This window comes from Actinoplanes sp. NBRC 103695 (assembly GCF_030269485.1).
Lineage (GTDB): Bacteria > Actinomycetota > Actinomycetes > Mycobacteriales > Micromonosporaceae > Actinoplanes.
On the sequence record NZ_BSTL01000012.1, the window covers coordinates 21,487 to 43,642 of the forward strand.

Here is a 22,156-nt window from a genome sequence, read left to right on the forward strand (position 1 = left end):
GATGGTTTCTGCTACAAATATCCTTTGCCTGGAAGGCCACTTCCCGGCCGAGTTCGGGGATTTCCTGACCGCTGACCCGCGCGCTGCCGTTCCTTCGTCTGCGTACGGGGTGAAGGCTGCCTTATATCGGGGCGTGCGGCCGGTGTTCATGGACCTCAGTGCGTACGGCGCGTTCACGGTGCGGGACATGCTGCGTCGTGCGGATCCGGAGACCGTCGCCCGGATGGTGGTGTTCGTCGACCAGTCGATGGTGGTCGGCCGGGGAGCACAAGGCCTGCAGGACCTGGCCGATCTGAGCGGCTTGGACCATTTCACGCTGGGTCTTGATCCGGAGATGGTGAAGCCGCTGGCGGACGCCGGTGGTGCGCAGTTCGTTCCGGTCAATAACCGATTGGAGCCGGTCGAGGTGGACCAGGCCACGGGCGTGCTGGTGCGACCGGACAGGCACCTTCTGAGTAAGTATCCGGTCGCCGGGGAGGAGCATCCAGGCGCCGGGTTCACCACATTCAAAGCCAGGAAAGGCCAGCTGCGCCGGACCGGTGACGGTGTGCAGATCGGACTGACCCCCTCCACCGCCACCAACCTCGGCGCCGGCCTCACCCAGCCGGAGCAGTCGCCAGCACCCGAAACAGGCTTCGCGGCGGCGGGCTACGACGATCTGCTGCACTGGCTCGACGCCATGTCCGTCGGTGACCACGCGACCCTCTACGTCACTGCCGACGCAGACGCCGCGGCGGTGCAGTACCAGGTCACGATGCACGATGCCGGTCTTGCGGTGTGGCACGTGATGAATGGCGAGGTCGTTGCCGCGACGCTGCCCGCGGAGCCGGCCGAGGTGCGGGTGGTCCTGCCCGTTGACCTCGACCAGCAGCGTTTCCGACGAGAGTTCGCGCGGTTGATGGGCAGCAACTTGGGCCTGGGGTCCGCCTCGGACGACATCGGCGTGAACATGATGCAGTTCGGGCGCCCTGATCAACGGGCGCGACAGCAGGTTCCGTTGCACGAACGGACACCGTCCTGGTTCCATGAGCAGCGTCGTGACCTGGCGCAGCGGCGACTGGAGGTTCTGCGGGGAGTCGAAGCCGACCTGGGTCTCGGTTCTCGCGGCTTCCGCTTCGACGAGGTGCTCGGCGAGATCCAGGAAGAAACGCGGAATCTGAATCTGGCCCGAGACCGCACCGACGCGATCCGGAGAACTCTGAACCGCACCGAGGACTTCACGAACGCGGTGAACGATCTTGTCAATCTCGATGAGCTTCGTGTGCGGGTCGAACGCGACCAGCTGGCGCTTGACGAAGACTATACGAATTACCAGAACAGTGAAGTCGATAATCAGCGGATCGTTGCCGGTTTCCTGAGAGCGATCGCCGACGTTTCGGCCAACTCGCTCTTCGTCCAGGGTGGTGCGTCGGCCCCGATTTTGGCCCACGTAAGCGGTGACTTGGCGAATCTCCGGGACATCAATGACCAACTGACGAGGCTCGGTCAGACGCAGACCGAGGACGAGGTCGCGCGGGCTGAGCACAACGGCTGGTTCCGGGAGCAGCGTGGGGCAATGGCTCCCGCGCGGCTGTCTGTCCTGCAACCGATCGCCAACGCTATGGGTGTCGGGCGTGGTGGTGGGTTCGGCGACTTGGTCGACGGACTGCGGCAGGCGGCGAGAGGGCTGCGAGGACGAGACCGTACGTTTGTCGACAAGACTCTGTCGGACGGCGGTCAGACATTCACGTCGGCGCTGACCAACCTGATCAATCTTGACGAGAGCCGGACCAGGCCGGCGCGGCAGGCCTCCGCCGAGGAAGCGAGTCGGCAGGGCTCCCGGGAGAGGCGCGAGTTGGCGGAACTGGAGACAGTTCGCAGATTCGTGCAAGCGGCGCGTGTGGTGGTCAGTAATGTCGGCGTGAGCCAACAGATGTTGCAGGCCGTACAAGTTGCCGGGCAGCATGCTCAGTCGTTGGTGGACATCATCCGCAGGTCTTCCGCCTTGACTGAGATCGAGGAGTCCGACCGAAGGTCGGAAACGGTCAGAGACATCAAACGGCGAGATATACATGCGGAACGCCAGCGACTGGCCACCCAGCGGCGAGCCGTCATCCGGGATGTCAGGCAAACCCTCGAGTTGCCTTCTGGCCAGGTCTCGTCCGGCCATCAGCTGGCCCTGGTGACCCTCATTCGTGACACTGAGAAATATTGGCAGGAAGAGTCTGGAGACGAATCCGCCGACCTTGGCAGCGAGAGGGTTTTCGGCTCGTCCGGAGGCAGGCCGGTCGGTCATTTCCAAAGAGGCTTCATCGAGGCGTTAAATAGCGCTGTATACCTCAATCGTCAGCGTTTGTCCCATCCATATGATTACTGGGATGCCGACGGTGACGCGTCGGTCGCAGATCAAGATGCATACGTGCAGGCAAGTGCACGGGAACACGGCGACAACCGATTCGTCGGCGATTACCTGGACCGGCTCAGCAGCGCCGCGGCGAAAGTCGCCGAGCATCACTGGGCCGATGCCAGATGGGGCGAGTGGCGGGCAACTCTGGGGCGATTGGCTGCGGAATGGTCGGCGGCGACCGAGCCGCTCAACCGACTCCAGCAGGAAGACGCAGTCGTCAATGAATCATCCATCTCTTCCTCCACGCCTCGCGCAACGTCTCGCCGTGATCCGTCACGCACCGCCCACAGCGCCGTTCCCCGGCAACCAGCGCCGGAGGCGGAACGGGCGCGTCAGGCGCCGACCGACCCGCAGGTCGCGCCGGGCGGCGTCAACGGTGACGAATACATGGTGCTGGGCGAGTACCGGGATGCGATTCGGCGGTTCGGTGAAGCAAACGACCTTTCTCGCGAAGTGCCTCGGCCGACCAGGGAACTCATTAGCCGGTCGTTGACGTCTCTGCAGCCGCCGCGATCGTTCCGTAAGCCTTCAGACGTGACCGGAAAAGACATGGAAGCGGTGCTGTTCACCGCTCCGGAACCCTTTACCTATGTTGATCTCCACGGTCAGGTCGTGCACAGAGATCTGACCAACAGTTGGATAATGAAGGGTAGCAAGCGAACTGAGAAGGAAATCGTACGTAACCCATTCCTGGAGTGGGTGTACGACTATCTGAATCCTGGTCGTCGGCGGGAACTCGACCTCAGCGTAGCCGTTTATGCGCAAGCGGTGTTCTATGGCAGCTCGCTGCCGCACCGCCCGCACCAGGAAAACGTCGATGACGGTGTTCTCGATCTCATCGCGAAACTCGTCAACGCAGCTCCCGGTACATGGAGGTTCGAACGGGACCACAACGCTCGGTCGACGAGCGTGGTGCGGATGTTGGAACACGTTTCCACCCCCGCCTCTCGGCGGTCGGGCAGCGGTCGGACTCCCGCAAGGGAGGAGTATGCGCATGGGACCCGGAGTGAGCAGCAGCCGGTAAGGCTGGGTTCGGTTTCGGAACAACTGCAGCGAATATACCAGGACCAGTCGCTCTTGTCCGATCGCCGCATGAATGGGCTCGACGAGATCCTGCGACTGTTCGAGCTTCGCGTCGAATCGCTTTCGACCGATCACCAAATTGGCCTGGTGGCAGAGCTCCGGGCGCTTGAGAGTCAAAAACGTCGAGAGCTCCGAGATGACCCCAACTATACGTTCCGGTCGGCGGAATTGGCCGAAGCAATGCCGGAATTCTTGGGAGCGTATATTCGGCTCAATAACCTCGACAACCTCCGACTCTTGCACCTGGAGCGTCGATACTGGAATGAAGGTGGCGAGGCAAGGAGCCAAGATCCGCAACGATACAGGGAAGATCGGAAACGGTATCTTGAGTATTCGGGCAGAGAGAGGAAGGATACGAATACGGTTGCCCGCTTTCTCGGCTTGGCCGAACAGGCCTTTTCGGGAGTCGCTTCGCACGCGGATAACAGATTCTTTTGGGTGAATCTTGCGGCCGGTGTGACCTCCGTCAAAGAGAGAATGCAAGAGCATGCCGCTAAAGTCAAGGATTTGCGCCGACAGGAAGATGAAGTTTTCAGCGATGGGCAGCGCGAAGGCAATGGAAATGTGCGACTACGGCGGGCCGTTGAACAAATCAAAAACGACCGGCTGCGGGAAATACACGGCGAGCGCCGGACGCTGGCCAGGGAACGCCTTGACGCCCTCGAACGCATTCAGGCGGCGCTCGGCAACTCGATTCGACTGATCGAGGAGCCGCGAGCTGCGAGAGACAGAGAAGCGGCTCGGCTGGTCAATTCCGAAAAGCGATTCCAGGCCGCTGTCCGGAGTCTTCGGTTCCTCGATCAGCAACGTAGCGCGTACGCCGATCATCGACACTGGAATGTCAGCGGCCGGGCCACCCGCGACGAGATCGCGCAATATCGTGACGCTTCTCAACACGAGAGTATTGACGATATGACAATAGCGGCCCGGTTGGCTGAGTTGATCGGCGCCGGCCGGATCTCTACCGTGCCCGGGAACGAGTATTCCTACGAAAACCTGGCAGCGGAATGGAGGAGACTGACCGGGCGGCTGCATGAGCTACAGGACGACGAGGACGCGGCCAACTCCGATTTCCGAAGCTCCAGCGACTCCGGCGACTCTCCCGCCCGGGCCCAAGCAAGCCAAGATCAAAGCGTCTCTCCGCCTCAGCGGTCGCACTCCAGGCAGCACCCTGCGTTTGGACAAGCATCCCCGTTCGCCGCCGGCGCGGAGGGCGAACAGCACTCCGAAAACTTCGACCTGTACCGCGATGACCGGAGCGGGAGTGGCCAAGCTCCGATACCGGAGAGGCAACCAAACCCGCAGGCGCGCCGGAGCCCCGCCGGAGCAGCCGCTCAGCCATTCCAGTTCACCTACTACACGCCATGGCGACCACTTGTGGCGGAGCACAACAGGGATTATCCCGACCTGCGGAAATTCGAGCGGGACCTTGCAAATTATCAAGCAGGTGGGTTGGCCCTCCCGGCCCCGGTAATCACCTTGGCGGCCATCAGGGACGCTTTCCGCATCTACTTGACGCGGCGGACGGGCGCAAGTGCGCCAAGCGCCAGCGGGTTCAGACATGGTGCTCATCTCGAACCGTTTCTCAAGTATTACGGATTGCATCGCGATGACTGGAAGGTTCAGACGGGCGGACCCTCGTCGATCAGTGTCACGTACTCCCCAGATCCGAAAGGCCTTTCTGCCTTCCTGGATGCTCTCTGGTCACACCTGAACTTTCGAGATACAGCGTGGCCGACAAACGCTCCGACCCTTCATGCCGTGGCGGTCAATGAAGGACTCAGGCGTCTTGGTTTCGTAACGAAAACCCGCGCCTCGGCAGCCGACTTCAAATACGTGCTACGCAAAATCGCCAGGATTGATCCCCTCGGCTATTCGCCAGTTGCTGCGACTAAACGCACGTATGTCACTCAATGGGTGCCGAACGATAATCGGATCGAGACCGTTCTCCGGGACAGTCAAGAGCTCTACGGCAGAACGTATGATGATACGCAGTATGATTCGTACGTAGAATGGCGTGCGGCCGTACGGCAGTACATGACGGACCGCGACTGGTCGCGGCCGGTGCCGGAAATTCCTTTCGACCAATTGGCCGCGTGGCGGGCATCCAACGTCTTCGGTTCCGTGGCGCCTCCGAACCAGACTCCTGCGGAACAATTGCAAGACATTTTGCGGGATGCCCGGGTCCCGCTCAGCCTGTACGTCATCGGTACTAACAACGATGGCGGTGAAGGTGTCCTTCTGAACCCGTTCATGCAGTGGGCGCAGAAGTATCTACGGTGGAAGCAGTGGAAAGCGGATCCCACCCATCCCGGTGAACATATCCCTCTTGGAGTCACGAACCTTCCCGCCCCGGCCCTGGATCATTCCCTCGTCAGCGCGGGCATGCCCGTGTTGTACGCCGTCGGTTTGCTGCCAAGACTGCGGGACCGCTGGTCGCCGAGCACCGTCAACCAAGGCGATTTGAATGCCGTGGCCGCGCTTGTCGGCGATCGAGCGGGCGATTGGCGACCGATCCGGTCGGAGAACACGTTGACCACTGGTGTCGAGTGGTTGGATGCGAGCGCGACGGCGTCATTGAGTATCCATCGGGTCTCGTTCGATGATCAGCACCCGGCCGGTGTTCTTCAAGATCTCGGACTGCTGCCTCGAGCAGATTATTCGCCCGTGATTCCGGCGGACTTCTGGGACGTATTCGTGCGCCTCGAGACCTGGGCTCTCGAGTTGGGCTCCGAAGCTACCGGGCCCGAGATCAGGGCGAGCCTGGAAGCCTTGTCCGGCGCGCTGCAGAGCGCCCGGCCGACGATGAGTCCGGTCCTGCGCGCGGATCCCGGCTCGTGGGGCGTGAACGTCCTTCCGATGTGGGACGACCTGGTCCGCGAGGTGGGGGTGGCGATCGAGTCGCCTTCAGGCGATATCGATGCGGTACGGTCGACGTTCGCGACATTGCGTAATCTCCATCAGAGCACGATGGGGCGCATCCGGGACGCGGCCGAGACACTCGAAGAGCTCAGGCCGGCTCATCAGGGGACGAGTTCCGACGGTGGCCGGACGGGTGCGCGAGCGACAGCGCTTCCCGCGGGGAAGGCCCAGCTGCGCCAGGTCCCTGACGGTGTGCAGATCGGCCTGACACCGTCTGCCGTCAAGGGTTTGGCCGCAGGCCTCACCCAGCCGGAGCAGTCGCCCGCACCGGAGACCGGCTTCGTGGCCGGCTACGACGAGCTGGTGCATTGGCTCGGTGCCATGTCGATCGGTGACCACGCGACCGTCTATGTGACAGCCGACGCCGATACTGCGGCGGTGCAGTACCAGGCCACGATGCACGATTCCGGTCTTGCCGTGTGGCACACCGTGAACGGCGAGGCTGCTGCCGCGACGTTGCCCGCGCAGCCGGCCAGAGTTCAGGTTGTCCTGCCCAGTGCCCTCGACGAGAGACGGCTTCGCAGAGAGTTCGCGCGGCTGGTGGGCAGCAGCCTGGGCGAGGGTGCGGCGTCGGCTGACGTCACCGTGAACATGATGCAGTTGCCGAACCTCACGCCGGACCTCACGCCGGCGGAAAAAGCCTGGAACGCTCGAAAGCGGTTGTCGGCAGAGCGTCAGCAGGTGTTGGAACGGCTGAAAGCCGGACTTGCCATACGTGGCAGCAGCATCGGCCTAATGCAGTCTATTCAGGATCATCCCCGATATCTGACTCTTAGAGGTCGTCTCCCCGATTCGGATGACTTTTTTCCACCGCTGGAGCGGCTGGAATTCCTCAACAGAGGTCGGCAAAGTTTCGGTTTTGGCGATCCAAGGCTCGATGGCGGTAGGACCTTCGGATTCTTTGCGTCGGAGGCTGAGCAAGAGGTCACTGCCATGACGCGCATGACTCGATATCTAGAAGATGTCCAATTTGTGACTTCCCAGCTGGGAGGCGGCAACCCGCTTGACGGCTGGACGAGCTTCGCGGTGCGAATCCAGCAGGAGCGGGGCAATCTCGAAAGATTGGCTACCGAATTTGAAGAGGTGACGCGCCGGGAGCGGCAGGCGGTGGCGTCTGCGAATCCGCTGCAGCAACGGATCGGCCCTGTGCCGTCATCCAGGCCGCTGGAGCTTCGGCGTGGCTCCGCTCCTACGTCGCAGTCGTCCTTTGCTCCGGCTCAAGGGGCCGCCGCGGATGCTGCTCGACGCGATTTGCAAACGGCCTACGAGGACCAGCGTGTTCTGTCGCGCCGGCGTATGGACATGTTTGACAGCATCCGGCAAGTCTTCGAAATTTCGGGTCCCTGGCCCAGCTCTGACGATGAGATTCGTAAGATTCCTTTCCTTGAGCAGCTCCGCGGCCACGAACCAGACATGGAGGACAATCTTGAATACTTGATGACGGATTTCCGGAATGCATTCGAGCGGCTCAGTCGGCTGGATCGAGACCGGGCGGCGATACGTGACCGCCAGTACTGGAATCATGACGGTGCCGCGAGTGAGGAGGAGAGGGCACAATACCTTAAGAATTCGCGCAAGGAAGAAAAAGATACCAAAATCCTAATTTCGTATCTCCGTGCAGCCGAGAAAGGGGCAGCAAAGGTACCGGGATACGCTCCCGAACTCTATGCAGCCCTCTGGGCTAGCCGTGCCACAAGACTCGCCGTCCTGAAACAGGATATGAAGTGGTCTCTTGACAGAGTAAGAGATCTCGCGAGCCGGCAAAATGACATCTTCCGGAGGGCTGATGCTCAGGTAGCCGAAATGGTGAACATTCGGCGTGAAATTGAAAAAACGTACCACAGAAAAATGAACCGCATCTACGCCGAACGTCGTGAGTACGCCCAGACGCGCATTGCGCTGCTGGATTTCTTGGAGCCGGCGCTCAAAGCCGAGATTCCTAGGCGGATAGCGGAGTTGGCCGCAGAGGGGAATAAAGACGCGAGGCTGCGGGAGGTGAATCAAAAGCAGCTGAACAAATCTGTCGATCGTCTTCTCTTTCTCGACGGGCAGCGTGTGGCTCATGCCGACTACCGGTATTGGGAGGCCGGCAGCGATGCGCCCGAGCTGAATCGATACCGCACGGCCCAGGAGCATGAGCCGGTTGACGACGTCAACGTCAAAAATCGGCTAGCGCAGTGGGTCTACGGAAAGGTTACCTATCTTGAGGGGAGAGGGGAATACACCTACGACGGGTGGTTGGAGCAGTGGAAGGACGTTACTGAGCGACTGCACAAGCTGCAAACTGAGGAAGAGGAGGCCAAATCCGAATACCGCGGCTCCAGTGACTCGGGCAGCTCGCACAGCTCCGAGCCGAAGGTGGGTTTGCCGCGCTCTACTCGTGGCTGGGAAGGGTCGGACGAGGAGAACCAGTTCAGGCAGCTCCAGCCTGGTCTTGGCGGGGAGAACCAGGGCGCGGAGGACGAGTACGACTCTGACAATTCAATGTACGCAAACCCCCGCGACGAGGGTCTACCCCGGGCTGAGCGCCGCAGGCGTGAAGCGGCACGCGAGCTCAGGTACCCGCAGCCGCAGACTCGACGCGAGATACCAGCACCGTCCCAGCCGCCGTTCTCGCTGCAGCCGCGGCAGCGGGGGCAGCAGCATTCTGCGACACCGCAGCATCAGCCGGCCGATCAAATCCCTGCCCTCGCCGCAGGGGCGTCCACGCAACCGGCCACCCACCAGGCAACGTGGCGATCCCTCGTGCCGGCCGGAAGCAGGAATTATCCAGAGCTGGCAAAATTCGAAAAAGAATTGAAGGACTATCAGGACGTCATATCCGCGTCACCTCCCGATGCGTCCGCCAGGGCGATTCAGGAGTTTTTGGCACTCAGGCCGGACATAAAGGCTTCAGCAACGAAGCGTTTGATTTACAAGGACCATGGCATTCCTTTCCTCCAGCACTACGGGCTCCATCGTAGAGACTGGAAAATACAGTGGACAGCTGACAACCGGGCATTCACATTAGTATATGCACCGTCTCCAGATGGACTGTCTACCTTCCTGGATTCCGTCAAGTCTCATAGGGTAATGCAGGACATGGGTATGAACCGGGCGGCCCATCCACCCGTCGACCTCACTGCAACCATGGTTAATGAGGCGTTGCAAATAAAGGGCCAGAAGATTGCCGGTGGCGGTCGCCATCCCTCGACTAAAGACTTTGATTATGTACTGCGCGAGTTCGCTAAAATTGAGCCCACTGCCTTTTCTTCGGTTTTAACCGGAAAGAATGTAACGGCTTACAGGTACAACGGGAAACAGATCGAAACCGCCCGGCCAAGCAGTGAAGAAATTTTCGGGCCGACGTATAAGAAGTACAAAACGCCTGCGGAATGGCTGGCCGCAATGCAGGTGTACAAACGGAACGCTGACTGGTCGGTCCCGGCCCCGGAATTCCCATTGGAGAAGCTGTCCGACTGGGTGAGAAGGCTGCCGGGGCACGAAAGCATCGGTGAGAAGCCGCACGACTGGGTCAACTTTATGTTGGAGTCCCATGATCTGAAAGGATTCTTTGTTTGGGGCAAGACAACCGCTGGTGAAGAAGGTATTCTTTTGAATCCCATCCTTCAGTTCGCGCAAAAGTATTTGCGTTGGAAGATGTGGTCGGTTAATCCGCGGGACGTCAGAGCCTACATTCCGCCGAACGTGACGAATCTTCCCATGCCCGTCCCGAGTGTAGGGGACGTCTATGCGGGCCTTCCTTTCCTGCATGCTCGTGGCATGATCGGCCAGCCGTCGAAATCCTTGAAGCCTGGGAGGATAACTAAAGAGCACGTAAAAGCGATGTCGACGCTCGTCGGGGACAAACCTCATGATTGGGAAAGAGTTGGACACGACTATGATGCGTCTAAGACAGCGCAGCAAAATAGAAAGGCAATGCAAGAAGTTGCACTTCGCATTAGGAGAACGGACTCTGCTCTCCCCCCTGTGAACGCGGGTGGGACGGTGCCGCTGACGATTCATCCGGCTCGTGAGGCAGCGCAGGAGCTTCCGGATGGTGTTCTTGAGGATCTTGGTCTGCGGCCCAGCTTCTCGGAACTTCTCCGGAGTTTCGGGATGTCGCCGTCGCTCGAGCAGGAACCGCATCTGACCGGCGGGAGCCCGGCGAATTTCCTCGATGTGATGGAGTTCGTCCGGACCTTGTCCTTCGAGTTGCCCGGCGACGCGTCTCTGGACGACATCAGAGCCAGCTTCGGGGTCGTGTCCGACGCGATGGAGGACGCATCGCGGGTTTTGCGGGGAATCCGTGGTACAGAGCACGAGAACGCGCTTCTGCACTGGGAGGACCTGATGGATGCGGTGCGGGAAGCGGCTGGGACGCTTTCCGGCGAGGTCGATCTTGCAACTGCGCGTTCGACCTTTGACATCCTGTCCAGTATCCACCAGGCCACGATGACGGAAATCCGGGACGTCGCGACAGCAATCGCGTTCCCGGTCACTGGGCTGCCGGCTGGGCCGTCGGGACGGCTGGTCGCGCCGGATGGCTCGGTGGAGAGCCTGGTCCGGGAAGCCCGGCAGGATCCGGCGGTTCTGAATATTTCGACCGCAGACCACGTGGCCCAGATCAAAGAGGCCTTCAAGCGGTCGACCGATGAACGTCTCCAGCCGTTGGATCATGCTGTCCGGGGCGCCCTCGGTTGGCTGCCGGATGGGGTCAAAGCGGAGATCAGCACCCAATGGAACGACCTACAGGCAGACGCTGCGGGGCTGACCGACACTGCGCCCGAGGAACGGGTGGAAGCGGTTCTGCGGCGCTACACCGAGTTGAGCGTCCAGTTGCGGGAGCTCGCGGGCACGCATGGCCAGGAGGCGGTGCTGCCGCGTCCGGTCTTCCTGATGGGCGGGCTCGCCGAACAGGCCGCATTGGTGCATGCGCAGGTTCAGCACAAGATTTCGGATGCTCGTACGCTCAGCGAGGCTTTGAAGGCCCTGCTCAACGATCCGCTGTTCAGGAGTCCGGTGCGCCGGGCGGTGGCGTTTGCCGATTACCGCCAGATGCAACATGAACTCCACAAGCTCGAAGATTTCAGCAAAGAGCTGCGAGAGCTCTACCACGCCCCGGGCATGGAGCTAAGTGCCGGTTCGCAGCTGCTGAAAGCCTCGATGAGGCGGTTGGAGAGGTTCACCCAGAACTCCACCGAGATCGTCGGACGAGCGCAGGCACGCATCGAGCAGCGTGCCGCCCGGACCGTCGCGGCGACCAGGGACAACGAGCTCCGAAAGCAGCTGACCCTGTGGATGAACATCGTCAACTCGGCCGGCAGTGCGACGTCGGTGGGTCTGTTGCCGACCGGGTTCAGCTGGGCGCCGGCGACGATCACGTTCGCGACCGACCTTGCCCGAGTGACGGCCCTGCGGGCGGTTGAGCACGCGCAGACGAAGAAGATTCAAGCGGATCAGTCGAACGACCAGATCTACGCGACGCACGACCGCGATCCGCTGCTCGTGGCCCAGGCGCAGGCTCAGGTCCTGAAGGACGGCTTCAAGCTGATGCTCGAGGCCGTCGAGATCGGGGCGAACGTGTGGCCGGCCTGGCCGGTGCTCCAGGGCACGATCAACATGATGTTCGACAACGTGGTCGACAAGCGGATCGAGCTGGCCCGGCAGCAGCTGGAGGGCAAGGACCGGCCGACCGCCGTCCAGGCTCTGGAAGGCATGTGGGCGACGTTCCTGAAGGACGCGAAGGAGAAGTTCTCCGACGCCGGCGCCTGGAAGACCATCACCGAGGCGATCAAGGGCAGTGCCACCCCGTACGGTGTGACCGGTTCGTTCGCCTCGCTGGTCGCGAAGCCGCTGGTCAACTTGATGCTGGACATCATGCCGTTGCGTCCGGTCGCGGTGGTGACCGGCCGGGATCTGCGTGAACGGGTCGATGCCCTGGGCAGTTTGTCGACCGAGGACACGACGCGACCGCAGCCGACGGTCGCGGCGGAGGCTTTCCGCTCGGATCCGTTCCCCCAGGACATGCCCCGGCGTGATGCGTTCGGCCGAGCGACTGTCGCCTATCGGAATGCCGGCTCCGACGGCCAGTTGTTCTCCGCCGCGCTCAACTTCTATGGCAGCCACGTGTGGGGCAAGCTCGACCGTAAGGGCATCTTCTCCCCGGAACACGTGGACCTCGACTCCTACGTCGATGAGGCCACCGTTCAGCGGCGCGTCATCGGCAAGACCTCGTACACGGAGGACGGGGTCGAGGTGCGTGGCACCTGGCACCAGCCGTTCAAGAGCCCACGGATGGGACAGCCGCGAAACGACTACCTGTTCGTGCGGGACAGCGACGGCGGCTGGGAGTGGTATCACGAGATGTCCGTGCCGGGGAACGGCAGGACTGGCCGCGACAACATTCACAACATCTTCGCCGCGCACCCAGGCTGGATCACTGAGGGCGACTTCGCGTGGAACCCGCCGACCAACGGAAAGCTCGTGATTCCGTTCGTCGACGATCGGCCGCAGCTGGGCCAGCAGGTGCATCAGCTGGCCGCCTGGACGGCGCACCAGGTGCTGGAAGGGCTCGGCGGCGCCCAGACGACCCGTCCGCATTGGAGCGTGGAAGCAGGTGCGATCGGGGATCGCCTGAACGCACAGCTCGACGACTGGGCCAAGCGAGTGCTTCCCGACCGTCTGTCGGGTCGGCTGAAGACCGGGAATTCGGCGGCCGATGAAGCTTCGATCCATCGAGCCGGTGTGCTGCGCGATGAGGTCTTCCGGTTGATCGATCGGCATCTGGATCAGCAGGCCGCCGAACGCGGGATCGACGCAAAAGCCCTGCCCAGCGTGCATGACCTGTTGGCGGATCCGATCGGACGAGGCCCCGGTCTCGATGGTTCCCGGGCGGACGAGGACTTGATCGAGGCGGCCAAGGCGACGGTGTCGCAACGCTTCGGGGCCGACGCGTCGCTGAGAGGAGCCAGCGATCTCGGCCTGATCTGGGTCGAGAATCTCAAGGCTACCGCCCACGCCCGCCCGCAGTGGCTGGATCGGGCGGAGCAGCACCTGGCTCCGGTCGGTGCACCGCCGACGACGGTCACCCATCGGGCGGTTCTCACCTCCCAGGTCAGAGACACGGCTCAGACGGTTGCAACCCAGGCCGTCTCCGAGGCCTGGCAGTTCCGGATGGCCGGCTCGACCTTGACCGATGCGGAGCTGGTGCAACGGATCAAGGCGGCCCTGCGGCCGTCGACTGATGAGTCCGCCGATCCGAACCTGGATCGGCTGGTATCGGACGTCCTTGAATCCCTGCCGGATTCCGCGGACAAGACGGCGCTGACAGCCGCCTGGAACGGGGCCAAGGAGGACGCCGAGTCGCTGGCGCCTGGAACAGCGTCGATCCGGGCCGTGCTGAACAGCTACGCGCATGCCTACGCCTGGCTCGACGAGGTCGCCCGGAGTGCGAAGGTCACGAACCCGCTGCCCCGCCCTCTCGCCGTCGTGGCCGGTCTGGCCGACAGCCTGGCGGTAGCGTGGGCCCAGGTCGAGCGCAAGCTTCAGGACGCTCGGTTCCTGGCCGAGGGCATGCACGACTTCCCGAGCAACGCGCTGCTGCGCGACCACCCGAAGGACCTGGCCCGGGCCCACCTCACGCTGCGGCTGATGGTGCATCATCAGCACAACCTGGAGGACTACACCGAGAAACTGCGGCCGCTGTTCAGCCTGACGGCCGAGGGAGTCGCCGACGCCGAGGAAGTTCTCGGAAAATTCCCGGCCGAGATGGAGGACTTCACCACCAAGAGCACCAGTCTGTCCCGGGAAGTCCAGCGGGTCATCGCCACGCTCGCCACGCGTTCCGCGGTTGCGGCCACGGAAACACCCCTCAAGGCGCGCGTCGGGTTGTCGATGAATGTCCTCAACTCGGGCTTCAGCGCCATGAGCATGGCCCTGGCACCGACGGGCTGGGGCTGGGCACCGGCGACCACCACCTTCCTCGCCGACCTCGCGCGCACGGCCGTGATGCGAGCGGTTGAACACGCCGACGCCAAACGGCAGGAGGGCGACAAGTCGGCCGCCGCGATCTTCGCCGCGCACGACGACGATCCGTTGACCGTGGCGACGGCGCAGTATGAGACGGCCAAGACGTTGTTCCGGCTGACGCTGGAGGCCATCGAGATCGGCGCTCACGTCTTCCCCGGCTGGCCGCTCATTTCGGGGATCGCCGGCCCGGCCTTCAACGAGCTGCTCGACGGCCGGCTGAACGAGGCGAAGCGGCTGGCCGGCGGCGCCGACAAGAGCACCTTCGCGCAGGCTCTGACGACGGGCTTGAAGGGCGCTATCGAGGAAGCGAAGAGCAACGGCACCAACGCCGGTGTGTGGAAGACGATCGTCGAGGGCAGTAAGGGCGCCGCGACCCCCTACGGGTGGGCCGGTGCGTTCGCGGGCCAGGTGCTGCGGCCGCTGATCGATGCGGTGCTGGAGATGTTGCCGATCAAGCCGGCGACCCCGGTCACCGGCCGGCAACTCATGGCACTGGTCGAACAGATGGACAAGCTGTCGCCCGCGGGAACCGTGGCGCCGCAGCCGACATCGGCTCCGGCGGTCGCGGCGGAGGCGATTCCGGCGCGCCTGGCCGGTAAATTCGACAGGTTCGGCCGGCCGGTACGCGAATACAAGTCGGACGCCTCCGACCAGCGGGCCGACCGTGTCGCGCTGGACATCGACGGTGCCATGGTCTGGGGCACCCTGGACCGTCAGTGGAAGTTCACCCCGGAGAGTTTCGACCCGTCGGCCCGAGTCGACGAAGCAACGCTGCGTAATCGGGTTCTGACCAAGAACTCCTACATCGAGGCCGGCGGCGTTGAGGTGTTCGGCAAGTGGTACCTGCCGTTCCACTCGGCCGACAAGCCACAGTTCGACTATCTCTTCATTCGCGACAGCGACGGCGGCAAGGAACTCTTTCCCGCGTTCGGCCTGGTCGGCGGCGAGACCAGCAGCAGTACGGTGCACCGCATCCTGGGCGACCCCAAGCACGACTGGGTCTCCGAGAAAGCCGACACGTTCCAGTGGGATCCGCCCGCCCGGGGTGACTCGATGGTGCTGTTCGGTCCCGCGAACGAGCCGACACTGGACCACCGGACACACTCGGTGATCTCCTATTTCGCGTTCCAAGCGATCAGGAAACAGCAGATCAACCAGGGTGCCAAGAACCCGCAGAAGATGCCGCAGCTGCATGTCGAGGCCGGAGCGCTGGGTTCCAGGCTTGCCGGGCAGTTCAACGAGTGGGCCAAGCAGCTGGATTGGTCACCGGTCGACAACCCGCAGGCCAGGGCCGATTCGCAGGAGCGCGCGGCGAACCTGCACGCTCAAGTCGTCCGCCTCGTCGACCGCAGGCTGCGAATGCACGCCGCCACGCTCGGTGTCCCGCTCAAAGATGTGCCCAAGGCCGCCGATCTGGTCGCTCAGCCCATCTCCCGGGGCGAAGGCCTTCTGCAGTCCAAGGCACCCGAGGAACTGCAAGCCGAGGCACGAGAGGCGACAACGCACAGCCACCGCCAATCGAGCTCACTCACCGACTCGAGCGATTTCGGCTTCCTCTGGACCGAGAACCTCGACGTCACCGTTGCGGAACGTCCGCAATGGTTCTCCACCACGCTGGCCAAGCTGGCGAGGTTGGACACGAACAGTCCGAACGTGCTGGTGATCGAGCCGAAGGCGACACAGGGCGCGGCGCCGCAAAACGCCGATCTGCAACGGCAGGCCAGATTCGTCGAGGCGGTCAAGACAGCCGCGGCGGCTCACAGCGACCAGGCTTTCATCGCCGTCAACCGGGCGGGCCGAGACCTGGGCCGGCAGAGCATCCGCCGGGTGGTGCGCACGTTGCACATGTTCGCCTCGTCGCAGGACCTGCTGCCGCAGGCTGATCGGCGGGTGCCGGTGCTGGTGATCGACGGCGGCCTGGACATGCGCCTGCGCAAGGCCTTGAACGACGCGGGCCTTCACGTACCGATCATGCATCGGGTGACGGTCGGGATCTCGGAGTCCTGGCGGCTCACCCTCAGCAACGACGACAAAGGCTCCGTCGATCTTTCCGGCATCAAGCTCTCCCCGGCGGCGGTGGGGCTGACCAAGAACTCCTCGTTCCAGACGGTCGAGCAGGTGCCAGCCGAACTGGCGCCGTGGCTGCACGCGATCACCAGCGCCGACCGTGAGGCCGCCCCAGAACCGGACTACACGGCGGAGAATGAGCAACAGGTCACACGGGTGGCAGACCTCATGCCCGAGGACCGCAGCCTTCAGTTGGCCAAGGGCGCCTTCACCTTCGCCCAGGCGAACGTGAAACCTGAGCTGATCCGCAAGATCGCCGCGGCCGGCGATCAGTATGACGCCGGAAACATCCCCATCCACGAGCACCCGAGCATCGCCATCTTCGGTGCGGCGTTCACCTCGATCAAGACCCACGACCCAGACGTCGGTGACCTGAACGTCGATCAGCTCAACAAGGTGATCGCCGGGTCCGCCGTCGAGTACGAGCCCAGGAGCCCCGAAGAGGATCACGCGAAGTTCACGCAGTCGCTGCTGACCGCGCTGGACACCCTTCAAAAACGCGAGCACGTCGGTGCTGACCTGGACAACCTCATCAATTCCTTTTACAAGGACAACCAAACCCGCATGCGGAACAACCTTGGCCTGCAGAAGAAGATGAGCGCGACAGTCGCCAATCACATTGACGCCAACGAAACCATCAGTGCCGCCACGAAACTCTCCATGGAAAGACTCCAGCAGGAGATCTTCCGGTGCTGACCGGCAACCCGCCGAAACCGCATCGCCGCGGTCACGTCGACAACGGCCGCGGCGAGCCCTCGGCATGACGGTGGCGCGGCATTTACGAAACATCTTCACGAAACTCGCACAGCCCGGTGCTGGTCGCCTGCCTGAACACGCTGGACCAAGGGGCGACCGGGACCGAGCCGAGGCGATCGCCCGGGAGACGGTGGCGTGTGCCGAGCGGAACCCGGACGCCTGGGCCAACGACCGGCAATGGAGCCGGTCGTGGCTGTTCGCGACCGCCCGCCGCCTTCTCACCGACCAGGTTGAGCTGCCGGCATCGAGCTCGCGAGAGGTACGGGCGGCGCTCGACGCCCTGCCCGAGCGGCTCCGGAGCACGCTCGTCGAGATCTACTTCCGGGAGCGCTCCGCGGCCGACTCCGTCCCGCCGGTCGCGGTGGTGCCGATGTCGAGCGGCTCGCCGATGGACACCTCGATGTGCTGGGCGATGGTGAGCCGTACGGGCGAGCTCCACCGACGTGTCCCGGTGGCGGCGACCGCGTCGCGGACCAGCGCGTCCAGCGTCGGCCCGGCGGTCGGGGACAGCCGGCCGGCCGCCACGTCGGAGGTGCTCAGCATGGTGTGGGCCGCGTACAGATGGGGCGGTCCGGAGATGTCGGTGACCGGGTTGGCGGCGGGAGCGGGAGGTGCGATCCGGGCGGCGCCGTGCTCAAGTCGTACTGCATGACCGGATGAATCGGTCGTGGCGGTGATCAAGAGTCGGCCGGGCGGTGTAGTCAACGCCCTGCGCTGGTGGGCTTGATCGTGCCGGTGACAAGCCGGGCTATGTTGCGAAGCTGGCGCTGTTGGGGCTTGGTCAGGGGGTCGAGGACGTGCCGGCGGACGGATTCGACGTGGCCCGGGGCGGCGGAGACGACCTTGTCGTAGCCGGCATCGGTGAGGGTGCCCAGGGTGGCGCGGCCGTCGTTCGGGTCGGGGCTGCGCCGCACCCAGCCACGCTTCTCCATGCGGCTGACGGCCTGTGACAGCCTCGGAAGGGTCCCCTCGGCGCGCGCGGCGACGTCGCTAAGCCGCATGGTGCGCTGCGGCGCCTCGGAGAGCGCGGCCATCACCAGGTAGTCGAAGAGACTCACGTCGGCGTCACGCTGCAACTCGGCATCCAGCGTGGCGGGCAGCCGCAGGAGCGCCTTGACCACGGCCAGCCAGGTCTCACGTTCGTCCGGATCGAGCCAGCGCGGCTCCGTGTCAAGTTCCATGCGACCAGCATAACTTGCACAGTGAAGTGAACTGAGTCACCATTTACTTGCTTGATGAAGTTTTTGGCGTCTATGGTTTGGTTAACCAATGAAGTAATTTGAGGAGCTCGAGTGCGCGCACTGCATGTCCCCGCCCCCGGCGAGAAGCCGCAGATCGGCGACCTTCCCATCCCGGCCGTCACCGACAACACCGTGCTGGTCAGGGTCCGGGCGGCCGGGCTCAACCCGCTCGACAACGCGATCGGCGCCGGCTGGCTGGCCGGAATGATGCCGCACGAGTACCCGCTCGTGCTCGGCCGCGACGCCGCCGGGGTGGTGGAAGCCGTCGGGGCGGGTGTCGAGCACGTCAAGCCGGGTGACGAGGTGATCGGCCACGTGCTTCTCACGCCGCCGATCCAGGCGGGGACCCTCGCGGAGTTCGCGCTGCTTCCGGCCGCCGCGGTGACGCCCAAGCCGGCCGGCCTGGACTTCGTGCAGGCAGCCGCATTGCCCCTGGCCGCCGCGGCCGCCAGCCAGGCGGTCGAGGCCATCGACCCTCAGGCCGGGCAGACCGTCCTGATCAGCGGCGCCTCCGGCGGTGTCGGCTCCTTCGCTATCCAGCTGCTCGCCGCTCGCGGCGTCACTGTCATTGCCACCGGTGCCGACACCGAGCGGCTCACCGGCCTCGGCGCCACCACCGTCGTCGACCGGGCGGCCGGGCCGATCGACGAGCAGGTCCTCACCGCGTACCCGGACGGCGTCGACGCACTCATCACCCTGTACGGCCGCAGCAACGCCGACGTCCCGCTGGCCGCCGTCCGCCCGGGCGGCCAGGTGGCCACACTGGCCCAGGTGCCCGACAGCGAGGCCGGCACCGCCGCCGGCGTCACCGTCACCAAGATCATGGCCAAGGCGGTCGGCGAGATCACCGGCCCGCTCGCCGCACAGGCAGCCGCCGGCACCATCACCGTCGACGTCGGAATGGTCCTGCCTCTCGAGCAGGCCCTCGACGGCCTCGCCGCGATCGCCGCCGGCCGCGCCAGGGGCAAGACCGTCGTCACCCTCGACCACTGACCGATCGGCGTGGAAGGGCGGCACTCGATGAAGCTGTACGGGCTGGAAGAACACATGGCCACCGCCGAGGTGATGCAGGCGTGGCAGCGACGCGATCCCGGACTCACCGAACCGATGATGAAATGGGCCCTCGCCGGTGACACCCGGCGGGACCTGCTGGACCTCGACGACGGGCGCATCGCCGCGATGGACGACGCCGGCATAGACACCGCGGTGCTGTCCTTCACGACACCGGGTCTGCAGAGCCTCGACGGACCGGAAGCGGCCGCGCTCCAAGGGCCGGCCAACGATGCGATCGCCGCCGCGGTCCGGCGTCATCCCGGGCGGCTGCAAGGATTCGCGACGCTCGCCACCCCCGCGCCGGCGGCCGCCGCCGACGAACTGCGGCGCGCAGTCACCCGGCTTGGCCTCAACGGGGCGCTGGTGAACGCACACTCCGGAGGCCGATCACTGGACGCGCCGGAGTTCTGGGACATCTTCGAGGCCGCCGCCGACCTGCGGGCACCGATTTACCTGCACCCCCGTGCACCCGTACCGGTCGTCACCGACGCCTACTACCGCGGCTTCGACGCCCCGGTGGACGCGCTGCTGGCCACCGGCGCCTTCGGCTGGCACTACGAAGCCGGGCTCACCGTGCTCCGGATGATCGTCGCCGGTGTGTTCGACCGGTTTCCCGACCTGCAAATCATCCTGGGCCACTGGGGCGAGGTCGTGCTCTTCTACCTCGACCGCATCGCGATCCTGGACGCCGTCACCAGCCTGCAGCGGCCGATCGCGGAGTACTTCCGATCGAACATCCACATCACACCCGGCGGCATCTCCAGCCACAAGTATCTGCGATGGAGCCTCGAGACGGTCGGTGTCGATCGGATCATGTACGCCTCCGACTATCCGTTCAACCGCGAACGAGCCGGATCCGCGCGGAGATTCCTGGCCGAGGCGCCGATCAGCGACGCCGATCGGGCCCGCATCGCCTTCCGCAACTGGGAAGAACTCATCGCCGGGATCCGGCGATGACAGCGGGCGCTGCTTTGCACGTCACCGATACCGGTACGAACGGTGAGGTGGTCGTTCTCCTGCACCCTGCCTCCGGATCGGCGGACAGCTGGATCCATCAGATCGACGAGTTCGCTGCGGCGGGCTTCCGAGTCGTCGCCTACGACCGGCGCGGGACCGGCCGGTCGGCTCCCGCCGAGGCCGCCGACGCCGACTCGGTTGCGGATCTGCGTCAACTGGTGGAGCACCTCGGAGTGGACGCCGTTCACCTGGTCGCCGCCGCCGGCGGCGGGCAGATCGCACTGGCGTACACCCTCGTCCACCCGCAGCAGGTGACCTCGCTCGTGCTCAGCGGCACCAACGGTGGACTGACCGACGCCGACTTCGTCGAGGTGCTGGACAGGTGCATGCGACCTGAACTCACCACGCTGCCGTGGCATCTGTCGGAACTGTCCGCCGGATACCGAGCGCTACATCCGGAGGGGGTCGAGCGGTGGGAAGCGGTTCGCGCCGCGGCTCACCAAGGCCGGGTAGTCGTTCCCGGAAAACTGACACGAGAGCCGATCACTGCCGACCGGCTGATGACCCTCACCACGCCGATCCTCCTACTCGCTGGCGGGGCGGATCTGCTGACCCCTCCCGCCCTCATGCGGCAGATCGCCCAGCACCTGCCCCGCCACGAGCTCCATGTCCTGCACGAGGTCGGCCACGCGGCGTTCTGGGAAGCCGCGACGGAATGGAACGCCACCATCCTCGACTTCCTGGAACGCCACCGCGTCCACCCACCTGCCCCTACCGCCCAGGAGTGAAACGCACGTGATCGAACCCGAGAGCCGTCTGCAGATTGTCTTCGCCGACCTGCGCCGAGCCGTTGACGACGTCATCGGAAAACATCAGGTCACCCTCGACGAGCTGATCGCCGCGATCGACTGGCTGCAGCACGTCGCCGACGCTGGTGAGTTGACGGCGGCGAGCATCTTTTTCTACAAGACCGTGCAGCAGGCAACCGACGGCGCCACCTACGCCCATCCCGAGAAGGACGGCGCGAGCTACTGGGAGATGCAAGGCCCTGCTCACCTACCCGGCGCGCCCGTCCTGCACAGCCCCGCCGTGCTGCCCATGCGCCCGGATGAACCCGGCGAGCCGCTCATCGTGTCCGGCACCGTAAGGACCACCGCCGGCGCACCGGTGCCCGGCGCGACCCTCGAAATCTGGCAGATCGACGCCAACAACGTCTACTCCGGCCTGGACAGCAGCGCCTTTGCACCGCTGAACATCCCGAACGACTCCACCGGCGTCCCGACCTACAACCTGCGGGCCACGATCGTCGCCGACGCGGACGGGCGCTACGAGTTCCGCACCGTAATGCCCGGCGTCGAAACCTTCGGCCTGAACCCGCACAGCCCACTGGACACACTTGTCCACGCGTTGCGACTCCAAGGCCTGCGCCCGCTCCACATCCACTCGATGGTCTCGGCCGCCGGATGCCAGCCACTGACCACGCAGATCTACTTCGACGGTGACCCACTGGTCGATGGCACCGTCGAGGGCGCCGTGCCCGCCGCTGCGGTCAAGACCACCACCCGTCACGACAATCCCGACGACTACAACGCCCGCGGGCTCAGCCAGCCCTATCGGACCCTCACCTACGACTACGTCCTACGCCCCTCATGACACCTGGCCGGTCAATACCGCATGCCGG

General features: G+C 64.1%; 7 protein-coding genes. 5 read left to right on the forward strand and 2 right to left on the reverse strand.

The annotated features are described in order from the left end of the window. Position 1 precedes the first annotated feature (1 nt). Positions 2–17,164, forward strand: coding sequence for a hypothetical protein (locus QSK31_RS22105; RefSeq protein ID WP_285686183.1), 17,163 nt, complete (start codon positions 2–4; stop codon positions 17,162–17,164). Positions 17,165–17,539: 375 nt separating this feature from the next. On the opposite strand, the gene QSK31_RS22110 is transcribed toward QSK31_RS22105, so the two are convergent. Both QSK31_RS22110 and QSK31_RS22115 read right to left on the reverse strand, forming a co-directional pair. Continuing rightward, positions 17,540–17,929 (reverse strand): hypothetical protein, encoded by a 390-nt coding sequence (locus QSK31_RS22110; RefSeq protein ID WP_285686184.1) that lies wholly within the window; start codon positions 17,927–17,929, stop codon positions 17,540–17,542. Then, a complete protein-coding gene (locus tag QSK31_RS22115) occupies positions 17,926–18,405 on the reverse strand; it encodes a MarR family winged helix-turn-helix transcriptional regulator (RefSeq protein ID WP_285686185.1) in 480 nt (159 codons plus the stop codon). The genes QSK31_RS22110 and QSK31_RS22115 overlap by 4 nt, the downstream gene beginning before the upstream one ends. A gap of 111 nt (positions 18,406–18,516) precedes the next feature. Here QSK31_RS22115 and QSK31_RS22120 point away from each other — a divergent pair, with 111 nt between their 5' ends. Genes QSK31_RS22120 through QSK31_RS22135 form a run of 4 tightly spaced genes read left to right on the forward strand, consistent with a single transcriptional unit; the run spans position 18,517 to position 22,128 of the window. After that, positions 18,517–19,458 carry an NADP-dependent oxidoreductase gene (locus tag QSK31_RS22120; RefSeq protein ID WP_285686186.1) on the forward strand — a complete coding sequence of 314 codons (942 nt, stop codon included), beginning with the start codon at positions 18,517–18,519 and terminating at the stop codon, positions 19,456–19,458. A gap of 27 nt (positions 19,459–19,485) precedes the next feature. After that, a complete protein-coding gene (locus QSK31_RS22125; protein WP_285686187.1) occupies positions 19,486–20,475 on the forward strand; it encodes an amidohydrolase family protein in 990 nt (329 codons plus the stop codon). After that, positions 20,472–21,263, forward strand: a complete 792-nt coding sequence (locus QSK31_RS22130) for an alpha/beta fold hydrolase (RefSeq protein ID WP_285686188.1) — start codon at positions 20,472–20,474, stop codon at positions 21,261–21,263. The genes QSK31_RS22125 and QSK31_RS22130 overlap by 4 nt, the downstream gene beginning before the upstream one ends. A gap of 7 nt (positions 21,264–21,270) precedes the next feature. Next, a complete protein-coding gene (locus QSK31_RS22135; RefSeq protein WP_285686189.1) occupies positions 21,271–22,128 on the forward strand; it encodes a dioxygenase family protein in 858 nt (285 codons plus the stop codon). Positions 22,129–22,156: the final 28 nt, after the last annotated feature.